9 protein-coding genes and 1 pseudogene are annotated in these 10161 nt (G+C 72.6%); 3 read left to right on the top strand and 7 right to left on the bottom strand.

What is annotated here, in order from left to right:
* A partial coding sequence (locus tag G6R24_RS24560) for a LysR family transcriptional regulator (protein WP_263864063.1) occupies positions 1-631 on the top strand: 631 nt, incomplete at its 5' end.
* A complete protein-coding gene (locus G6R24_RS24555) occupies positions 565-987 on the top strand; it encodes a LysR family transcriptional regulator substrate-binding protein (RefSeq protein ID WP_254592534.1) in 423 nt (140 codons plus the stop codon). The genes G6R24_RS24560 and G6R24_RS24555, both read left to right, overlap by 67 nt.
* Here the strand turns inward: G6R24_RS24555 and G6R24_RS14065 are convergent.
* Positions 954-1703, bottom strand: coding sequence for a M24 family metallopeptidase (locus tag G6R24_RS14065; RefSeq protein ID WP_163549705.1), 750 nt, complete (start codon positions 1701-1703; stop codon positions 954-956). The genes G6R24_RS24555 and G6R24_RS14065 overlap by 34 nt on opposite strands.
* A 63-nt stretch (positions 1704-1766) precedes the next feature.
* On the opposite strand from G6R24_RS14065, the gene G6R24_RS14060 reads away from it, so the two are divergent.
* Positions 1767-2939 (top strand): RNA polymerase subunit sigma-70, encoded by a 1173-nt coding sequence (locus G6R24_RS14060; RefSeq protein ID WP_163549704.1) that lies wholly within the window; start codon positions 1767-1769, stop codon positions 2937-2939.
* Here the strand turns inward: G6R24_RS14060 and G6R24_RS14055 are convergent.
* The 6 genes and pseudogenes from G6R24_RS14055 to G6R24_RS14030 form a co-directional block, all read right to left on the bottom strand.
* A pseudogene (locus G6R24_RS14055) lies at positions 2902-4773 on the bottom strand (MFS transporter). The gene G6R24_RS14060 and the pseudogene G6R24_RS14055 overlap by 38 nt on opposite strands.
* Positions 4773-5252, bottom strand: a complete 480-nt coding sequence (locus G6R24_RS14050; protein WP_163549703.1) for a MarR family winged helix-turn-helix transcriptional regulator — start codon at positions 5250-5252, stop codon at positions 4773-4775. Before G6R24_RS14050 ends, G6R24_RS14055 begins: the two are co-directional and overlap by 1 nt.
* A gap of 59 nt (positions 5253-5311) precedes the next feature.
* Positions 5312-6652 (bottom strand): phosphotransferase family protein, encoded by a 1341-nt coding sequence (locus G6R24_RS14045; RefSeq protein ID WP_163549702.1) that lies wholly within the window; start codon positions 6650-6652, stop codon positions 5312-5314.
* Between the two features lie 98 nt (positions 6653-6750).
* Positions 6751-6921, bottom strand: coding sequence for an antitoxin (locus G6R24_RS14040; RefSeq protein ID WP_163549701.1), 171 nt, complete (start codon positions 6919-6921; stop codon positions 6751-6753).
* A gap of 307 nt (positions 6922-7228) precedes the next feature.
* Positions 7229-9745, bottom strand: coding sequence for a SpoIIE family protein phosphatase (locus tag G6R24_RS14035; RefSeq protein WP_163549700.1), 2517 nt, complete (start codon positions 9743-9745; stop codon positions 7229-7231).
* Positions 9742-10161, bottom strand: a 420-nt coding sequence (locus G6R24_RS14030; protein WP_163549699.1) for a biliverdin-producing heme oxygenase, incomplete at its 5' end; no start/stop codon positions are given. The genes G6R24_RS14030 and G6R24_RS14035, both read right to left, overlap by 4 nt.

Below are 10161 nucleotides of genomic sequence, written 5' to 3'. Positions count from 1 at the left end.
CGCCTCCCCCACCAGCTCGGCCTCGCGCTCGGTGACGGCACCCGCCAGGATGTGTGTCGTGCGGATCGAACAGCTGGAGTGCCTCGCGGCGATCGTCCGCCTGGGATCGATGCGGGCGGCGAGCGAGTCCCTGCACATGTCGCAGCCGGCGCTGTCCGAGACCATCCGCAACCTGGAACGCGAACTCGGGCTCACCCTGCTGGAGCGCCGCCGCACCGGTGCCACGATCAGCGCGACCGGCGCCGAACTGCTCCCGCACATCACCGAGGTGATCGAGGCGGTCGACCGGCTGCGCGCCGCCGCCGACGACCAGCACCGCTTCAGCCAGATGATCCGCATCGGCACGGTGAACGCCGCGACCGTGCCGCTGCTGGCGCCCGCCCTGCGCACGTTCCACACCGCCCAGCCGGCCACCCAGGTCGAGATCATCAACACCCAGCAGGCCGACATCCACCGGTTGCTGCTCGACGGCGGGCTCGACCTCGGCCTGGTCAACCTGATGGACGGTGACGACGTCGCCCCCGACCTGGAGACCGTCGAACTGGTCCGCGGCCGGGCGGTGCTGTGCTGTGCTGCCGCGCCGACAGCCCGCTGGCCGCCCGGGCCACCGTTCGCCCGGCGGACCTGCTGACCGAACCGTTCATCGCGATGCGCTCCGGCTACGTGATGCACCGCTACGTCCACCGTCTGCTGCGCGACGCGAACCCGGCCCTGTCGTACTCGACCGACGGCGCGGAGATGGGCAAGCTGATGGTCGCCCAGGGCCTGGACGTGACCGTCCTGCCCGACTACAGCGTCGCCGGCGATCCGCTGGAACGCTGCGGGCTGATCACCTACCGTCCGCTCGAATCGGACGACGCGACCGTCCTGCTCGTCCTACAGCGCCGCCGCGCGCGGCGGATGCCGGTGGCCGTGCGCCGCCTCGAGCAGATCCTGCTCGCCCTCGCCGCCGACTACCGCGAACGCCGCTCCCGCGAGGACTCCTGAGCTCCCAGCAGGGTGGTATCCGCGCTGGGGCCGAGGTCGAGGAGCTGCTCGAAGAAGCCGCCGAAGGCGCGGGTCTCGTCGACGAGGTGGATCTCGAGAATCCAGTGGCAGCGGCGACCGTCGTGGTCGAGGCGGCGCATCGGCCGGGCGCTGCCGGGCGCCACATAGTACTCGATCTTGTTGCCGGGGATGCGGGCGTGCGGGAACTCACCGACCAGGTGGCCGGCGATCGGGCCGCCGAACGTCCAGCCGGCGGCGCCCGCGAGCCGTCCGGCCTCGGCGAACAGTTCGGCGCCGGTGACATCCGGATGGGCGTCGAAGTAGGCGCGTCCGGCGTCGAAGACACGGGGCAGGTCGGCGAGCAGGCGATGCTTGACGGGATCGCCACCGAGGACGAACGTGCGGCCGAAGTCGGCCTCCCAGCCCGCGAAGACGGGGCCGAGGTCGACGAAGACGATGTCGTCGGCGTCGATCAGGCGGTCGGGCGGGTTGTCGGCGTAGGGGTGCAGGGTGTTCGGCCCGGCCCGCACCACCCGCTTGTGCCAGTGCCGCTCGACGCCGAACATCTCGTGGGCCAGGTCGCGGATCTGGTCGCTGACCTGACGTTCCGAGCGCCCGGGGGCGATCAGCGCGCGGGCACCGATCTCGTCGAACAGCGCCAGCGCCTGCTCCTGCGCCGCGAGCAGGCGGACGACCCGGTCGGCTTCGGACTCCACAGTGGCTCATCGTAGGTTCTGACCCAGCCACACGTTCCATGTGCCGCCAGGGAGCCAGGTCAGATGGACGCAACGCAGCGCCGCACCCCGACGAACATCCAGCCCGCCCAGCCCGAGCCCGAGGCCGAACGCGAGGCCGAACGCGACGGAGAGGAGGAGCGGCTGCTCACCGCCGCGCGGGCCGGGGACGCGGAGGCGTTCCGCCGGCTCGTCACCCCGTTGCAGCCGCGGCTGCGAACACACTGCTACCGGATGCTCGGCTCCCTGTTCGACGCCGAGGACGCCTTGCAGGACACCCTGGTCAAGGCCTGGCAGGGCCTCGACGGGTTCGACGGCCGGGCCCGGTTCGGCACCTGGCTGCACCGGATCGCGACGACCACCTGCCTGAACGCGATCCGTAGCCGGTCGCGGCGGGCCCTGCCGGTCGACACCGGGTTCCGCGCGGCCGGGCCGTCGGACGCCGCGGGCCCGCCGATCGCCGAGTCGGCCTGGCTCGAACCGTTCCCCGACACCGCCCTGGGCCTCGGCACCGCCAGCGCCGCACCGGATCCGCAGGAGACCTACGAGCTGCGCGAAAGCGTCGAGCTGGCGCTGGTCGCGGCCTGGCAGCATCTGCCGGCCAACCAGCGGGCGGCGCTCATCCTCACCGACGTCCTCGGCTATCCGGCGCGGGACGCCGCGAGTCTGCTCGACACGACGACCGGTGCGCTCAACAGCGCGCTGCAACGGGCCCGGGCGATCGTCGCGGAGAAGGTGCCGGCGCGGTCCCAGCAGGCCACCCGGCGCCAGGTCGGCGACGCCACGATCGACGCGGCCGTCGAACGGTTTCGCACCGCGATGGACGACGCCGACGTCGACGCGGTCATCGGCCTGCTGCGCGCGGACGCCACCTGGTCGATGCCGCCGCAGCCGGCGTGGTTCCACGGGCACGAGGCGATCGCCGCGTTCCTCGTCGCCAACCCGTTCCACTACTTTCGTTGGCGCAGCGTGCTGACGTCGGCGAACGGGCAATCGGCACTGGCCGCCTACTCGGTGCTGGCCACCGAACCGCCGGGCACGCCCTTCCAGCCGCACGCGATCAACGTGCTCACCTTCGCCGGGGACGGTGACCAGATCGCCGAGGTCACGACCTTCCTTGACGTCACCCGGCGCGGCGTTGCCGGCCCGGACTTCCGCGCCTTCACCGCTACCGGCCTGTTCACCCGCTTCGGTCTGCCTTCGACTCTGCCGGGCTGACCCCGTCGGCGCCGTCGCCGGCCACCTGGTTGCGCGCAACCGGCTCGGCGCCGTCGTGCCCCTGCTCGCCGTCGTCGCGCGGTGCCGCCCCCGCGTCCGGTGACGTCGCGGGATCGGCGCGGTGCACCGAGGTGACCGGGGTTGCGCCGCGCAGCAGCGAGGACAGGCCGGCGAGGAGGCCGAGGCCGGCGGCGACCCCGAAAACGATCAGCAGGCCGTGGTGGAACGGACCGGCCAGCAGCCGCGGGAAGAACTCGTGGCCACTCACGGTCGCCCGGTGGGCCGCCGGCACCGCGGCCAGCCCACCGTCGTCGGCCAGCAGGTGCTCGATCGGATTCACCCCGAGGACCGTCGCGAACAGCGACGACACCGGCGGCAGGGAACTCGCGTGCTGCGCCACCGTCGCCGACACGCCCTGGGCGCGCAGCCCGTCGTCCAGGGCGTTCGGCAGGGTCGCGGCCAGGCCCGCGATCATCAGCGAGAAGAACACGCCGATGGACAGCGCGGTGCCCGAGTTCTGGAACGTCGCGCGCATCCCCGAGGCCACGCCGCGCTGGTCCGCCGGCACCGCCCCCATGATCGCGGACGAGTTCGGCGCGGCGAACATGCCGGCGCCGATCCCGTTCATCGCGATGAGCAGCGCGAACATCCAGTAGGAGAAGCTGACCGGCAGCAGCATCAGGCCGACGAAACTCGCCGAGAACACCGCCATGCCGGAGGTGGACAGGCCCCGCGCCCCGAACCGGTCGGACAGATAACCCGACACCGGCCCCGCCACCAGGACGCCGGCGGTCAACGGCAGCAGGTAGATCCCCGCCCACAGGGGGGTGTCGTCGTAGTCATAGCCGTGCAGCGGCAGCCAGATCCCCTGCAACCACATGATCATCATGAACTGCAGGCCGCCGCGGGCCACCGACACCGCCAGACCCGCGAGGTTGCCGGCGGTGAACGCCCGGGACCGGAACAGCCCCAGCTCGAACATCGGTTCCGGATGTCGGTGTTCGACGCGCACGAACACCGCCAGCAGCGCCACTCCCCCGCCGAGCAGGGCAAGGACCTGGGGATTGAGCCAACCCATGGCCTGCCCGTGGTAGGGCTGCAGACCAAGGGTGACGGCGACGAGCACGGCGGACAGCCCCACCGCGAACGTGATGTTGCCCCACCAGTCGATGCGTGGCCTGGTGGTGCGCCGCCGTGGCGTCGAGGTCTCCCGCAGCCGCAGGTACGCCCACAGGGTGCCGAACACGCCGACCGGAACGTTGACCCAGAACACCGCGCGCCAGTCCAGCACGGCGAGCAGACCACCGGCGACGAGCCCGACGAACTGGCCGGCGAGCGCCGCGACCTAGTTCACCCCCAGGGCGAAGCCACGCTGGTCGGCCGGGAACGCATCGGTGAGGATGGCCGCCGAGTTCGCCGTCAGCATGGATCCGCCGACCGCCTGCACCAGTCGCCAGCCGATCAGCCACAGCGCCGCGTGCCCACCGTCGAACGGGTCGAACGACAACAGGATCGACGCGGCCGTGAACACGGCGAAGCCCAGGTTGTAGATCCGGACCCGGCCGAACAGGTCCCCCAGCCGGCCCAGCGCCACGACCAGCACCGCCTGCACCAGCCGGTACCCCATGATCATCCACAGCAGGTAGCCGACGTTGCCCGGTGCCAGCGGATCAAGGTGAATGCCCCGGAAGATCGGCGGCATCGCGATGAGCACGATCGAGCCGTCCAGCGCCGACATGAACACCGCCGCCGTGGTGTTCGACAACGCGACCCAGCGGTAGCTGGTGTCGCTCGGATCCGGGCCGGGTTCCACCGCCCGGGCCGAACCCGCCATCAGAGCCGCTCCGCGAGTCGGGCGAGCAGCGGGGCGACGGCGGCGAGCTGCGCACGCTCCGCCGGGGTGTACGCCGCGCCCAGCGCGTCGGCGATCAGGTCGGTGCGCGCGTCACGGCGGCTGTTGAGCGCGGCGAGGCCGGCCTCGGTCGGTGAGAGAATCACCTGCCGACCGTCCTGGGGGTCACGATGTCGTTGGACGAAACCGTGGGCCTCGAGGCTGCCCAGGGTCGCCCCCATCGCCTGCGGGCTGATCTGTTCCTGGCGGGCGAGTGCCGCCGAGATCGCCGGTCCGCCCCGGTCGAGCCGGGCCAGCGCCGCCGATTCGGGGATCGTCAGGCCACCCGTCGGCGCCACCTGCCGCAACCGCCGGACCAGCATTCCCACACTGAGCCGCAGCGCCAGCGCCAACTGCCGAACGTCCGGGTCCAGCGCCTGCCCAGCCACCGGGTCCGCCGCTTCCACCTCATCCAGGGGCATGTTGTCAGGCTAGGTTGATAAACCTGACCTGACAACATGCCGATCGCGAGGGCTGGCTCTCAGCGCTGCTCAGGGGCCCGGTAGGGATGCCGGGCCAGGTGCGGGGGACGCGGCTCGTCCGGGTCCCGGGTTTCGGCGAGAACGCGGGTGAGCAGGTCGGCGGAATATCGGTCCATCGGCGGGACCTGATCGGCTGGCAGCAGACCGTGCTCGCGGATGAGCCGGGTCACCCGCGCGGCGAGCAGGGTGTGGCGCACCGAGGCGAACAGCAGGTAGGGGCCGAGGTCGTCCAGCGGCCGGCCGAGCAGCTCGGCGTAACGGCGGACGGTCGCCCCCCGCCCCGGCAGGCCGGGCAGGGGGGTCGTCCCCACACCCTCACCCAGGTAGCGGTCCATGTGCAGGTACCAGGCCAGGTCGGACTCGGGCTGCCCGATCGACATCATCTCCCAGTCGAGCAACGCGGCGACGCGCTCCCCCTGGAAGATCAGGTTGCCGAGTCGCGCATCGCCCCACAGCAACCGGGGTGGATGGCGTTCGGCCGGCGGGTGTGCCCGCAGCCACGCGCCGGCCGCCTGGACCGTCTCGGCCGTGTCGTCCGCCGGGGCGAAGAAGTCCAGGTGGCGCTCGTAGCTGGCCAGCTGCCCCAGCATGCTCTCCGGCGGCGCGGTCTGCTGGCCCGGTGTTGCCGGTTCCGGCTCGTGTTCTCGCTGCTGGGGCAACCGCGATGGCTGGGACGGCTGGGACGGCTGGGACGGCTGGGGTTCGTCCGGCAGGCAGGCGGCGAACCGCACGCCGAGCACGCCCGGGTCCAGCCGGTGCACCAGGGCCATCGCGACGAGCCCGGCATCCCACACCCGGGCCTGGGCATCCGGCGGGAGCTCCGACGGAAAGCCACCCATGTGGTATGGCGGGATGTCCGGCGGCACCTGCCCGTCGACCAGCCCCATCACGAGGAACGGCGCGCCCAGCACCGCCGGGTCGAGCTCGTAGCCGTACACCGGCGGCACCGGGACGTCACTGTGGCGAGCCAGGATCTCGACCAGCCGGCATTCGTCGGCGAACCGGTCCCACGGATAGAGCTGGTAGCGCCGCGGCGCGAACCGCACCACCAGCGGCCACGCGGCCCGCGCGCCGTCCACCGCGATGCGGTGCGCCTCGACCCGGACCAGCTCCCCGGAAAGCCCCTGGTCCCCCGTCGTCCGCGGCGTTCCCAGCTCCCACCGCGCCGCCGCCGTCTCCACCGCGGTGGACGGGTTCGGGCCAGCTGATCCGCCGCCCGCGTCCGGGTCACCCCCGGCACCGGACGGACGTGACGCGCCGAGCCGGGGTGGATGGTCACCGAGCCAGGCGGTAAGACGGGCACGCAGCCACTCCGGGTCCGTCTGCACCGGGACGGCCACCGCGGCCTCCTCCTCACCCGCGGGACCTGCCTCCGCCCGCGATCGTCATGCCGATCGACGCCGATCAGGCACCGACGCCGATCAGATGCGGCCGCCGATCAGGTGCGGTCCTGGATCTCGCGGACGGCACGGTCGATGTGCTCGGAGTGCTTGTGGTCGGTCCTGTCGTCCGCCAGGTCACCGAGCTTCTCGGCCGCACTGTCGATCTTGTCGTCGTGCTTCTCGGCCAGGTCACCGAGCTTGTCGAACGCACCCTTGAAGTCGACCATCGAACGCTCCCTCCGTCGCGACGCCCTCCCTGCCGCCCGGTATCTGCCCCTGTCAACGGGTACGCACCGGCACCGGGTGGGCGCCTCATCAGCGCTGCCGTCCAGCACCATACCCAGCACGCCGCCCCGAGACCGGGCAAAACGCAAGTCACCCGGCAGGCGACGGGCGCCGGACCGCAGGCGGCGTCAGACCGGCTCGTCCCGGACCGCGGCGTTCGAGCCGGTCGACGAGATCGCTCAGGTTCGACTTCTCGACGTGCAGGAGCCGGCCGGGCCGGGCACCGGTCAGCCGGCGCCGGCGCCCTGATCAGCTGGAAGTCGTGTCAGCCGGGAATCGCGGCGTCGTGGCGTCGGGCCGTCGGCGCAGCAGGAGCAGGGTGGCATCGTCGTCGCTGTCGGGGTCACGGCAGGTGTCGAACAGGTCGTCGCCGAGGGCCCGCAGGTTCTCGGCGCCCGGCGCGGCCCGCTCGGCCCCGGCGCGCAGCCGTTCGATACCGACGTCCGGCGCCTCGCCGCGTCGTTCGGTCACACCGTCGCTGAACAGCACCAGCGTGTCGCCCGGCCCGAGCCGCACGACCGTCTCGACGCCCACCGGCGGCCCAGGCGTCCCCGCCTGCTCCGTCCCCGCCGGCGTCAGGCTCAGGAGGTCGACGGCACCGACCGGCGGCGCCACGTCCAGATCGACGACGGAAGCCGTACCGGCCGCGGCGAGGCGCAGGGGCGGGGGGTGGCCGGACGACGCGATCTCCACCGCGCCGGTGGCCGGGTCGACCATGGCGACGATCACTGTCGCGATCGCCTCGGGGAGCAGGACGTCGACCAGGCGGCCAAGCTGGTCGAGAACCAGCCGTGCGGGCGCCGGCGATCCGGGCCCCGGCATCCTCGGTGCCGGTAACCGGGGCACCAAGCAAACGGGGCCAGGGGCTCGCGACGCGGGGTCGAGGGCGACGACGTACGCACGCAGGGCGCCGCGCAGCTGGGCCATGGTGCCGGCGGCGGCGATGCCGTGCCCGGCGACGTCACCGACGACGACGGCGACGCGACCGTCGGGCATCGGGATGGCGTCGTACCAGTCGCCGCCGACCCGGTCGGTCGCGGCCGGGTTGTACCAGGACTCGAGCTCGAAACCGCGGATCGGCGCGAGGCGCCGCGGCAGCAGACTCTCCTGCATGAGGCGGGCGAGCGCGGCGGTCTGGCGGGCCCGGGCGTAGGCGACGCGGGTGAGGGCCTGGCGCAGCTCGTCAGCCAGGGCCAGCTCGTGCGGGGTCCAGGGACGGGCCCGGTCGCGCACGACCTGGCGCCAGCGGTCGAAGGAGCGGCGCGGGCTGAGCCGGACCTCGTCCCCCTCCGCAGCGATGATCTTGGCATTCTCCGGGTCGCCGCCCCAGTCGACGGTGCGCACGGTCTCCGGACGAAACCAGGCGACGCCCTCGTCGCGGGACAGCCGGAAGGCGAGCATGCCGCAGGCGACGGCGCGGTACTCGGCGAACTGCGGCAGCTCGGTCGGGACCGCGTCACAGGCGAGGATCTCGGCCTGGGAACCGAGGGTGTCGAAGACGGCGCGGGCGATCCGGCGCGGCGGTACCTCGCCGACGGTGCGGTACTCGCCGTCCACGGCGATCACGGCGCCGGAGCAGCCGATCAGGTGGGTGAGGTTCAGGGCCGCGGTGGTCAGCTGGCCGGCGAGGGACACCCCTTCGCGCTGCGCGGCGGTGACGAGCTGGTCGAGCACCCGCCGGCTGGCCAACGACGCGGCGAGATGCTGCTGCTCCTCCCGCGCGACCAGGCGCAGCGAGAAAAGATGGCCGAGGAACTCCGCGGCCGCGCACACCTCGTAGCCGGGTTCATGCGCGCCGGAGTAATGGCGGCAGGCGATGAGCCCCCACAGCCGTCCCTCGCGCAGCAACGAGATGGACATCGACGCGGTGACGCCCATGTTGCGCAGATATTCGAGGTGGATCGGCGAGACGCTGCGCAGCCAGGCGTCGCTGAGGTCGAGCGCCGCTCCCGTGGACGGATCCAGGGCGGGCACGACCGGCACCGGCTGATAGTCGACGTCGGGGATCAGCCGCAGCCAGGAACGCTCGTACAACGCCCGCGCCTGGACGGGAATGTCGCTGGCCGGATAGTGCAGGCCGCGAAAGCTGTTGAGCCGCTCGAGGCGGGCCTCGGCGACCACCTCGCCGTTCCACTCCGGGTCGAACCGGTAGACCATCACCCGGTCGAAGCCGGTCAGCCGCCGGACCTCCTCGACCACGACGTCGTAGAGCTCGGCGAGCGAGCGGGAGCCGTTGAGCCGCAGCACCGACTGCCGGGTACGGGCGTAGGTGCCGACATAGGTCAGCGGACGCACGCCCTGAGCCGCCTGCAGTTCGCAGGCGACGAGTTCGCCCACCCGATGCAGCAGCGCGTCGTAGTGCCGCCAGTCGTCCCCGTCGCCGAGCAGGAGGTCCACCGGGCTCGCCTCGCGCAGGTCGAACGCGGTGCGCACCACATCCAGGATGGTCTTGGCCACGGCCGGCCCGGCGACCTCGCGCAGCGGACGGCCGAGCAACTGGTCGGGCTCGCGCCCGAGTGCCTCCGCCACGTTCGCCGACACCCGCGCGACCGTGAGATCGTCGTCGGTGCGCACGGCGAGCAGCACGCCGTGCGGCTGCACGCTGCCCGGGATGTGGATCGGTTCCCGGTCGCAGTTCGTCAGGTCGACGGGCCCGTCGAACCGTGGTTCCAGCGGCTCCTCGAACGGCCCGGCGACCGCCCCGGACGGATCGGCCTCGCGCGCGGACCCGGGCGCGCCGGTGACACGCGGGACGCCCCCGCTCATCGGGAGAACTCCACCTCGAGGGCGCCGAACAGCGCCTCGGCCGTATCCGCGCAGGCCGCGACGCGTGCTTCGTCCGCACCCGACCAGGCACGCAGGGCGTGGCGCAGCTGGCTCCAGCGCCGGCCGACCTCGTCGCCGTAGGAGCCGAAGAACGCTGTGGCCGCGGCCGGCACCTCGGTGGACGCGACCTGTTCAACGATGAACCGCCCGCCCAGCGTCGCCCCCTCGAAGACGTACAGCACGCCCATGGCCGCCGCGACGTCGGGGACCGCGGGCACCTTCGGCCGTGGCAGTGCCGCGAGTGTGGCCTCGGCCACGCCGAGCACGGCGAGGTCACGGCGCAGCAGCGGCGTCTTACGCCGCGAAGGCCAGTCCGGCACGGGTGAACCGGGCACATCCAACATCGCGTCGAGACG

It is taken from the genome of Candidatus Frankia nodulisporulans (assembly GCF_902806475.1).
Classification (GTDB): domain Bacteria; phylum Actinomycetota; class Actinomycetes; order Frankiales; family Frankiaceae; genus Frankia; species Frankia umida.
Note: the sequence above shows the minus strand (reverse complement) of the source record. Positions and strands in the feature narration are given on the sequence as shown.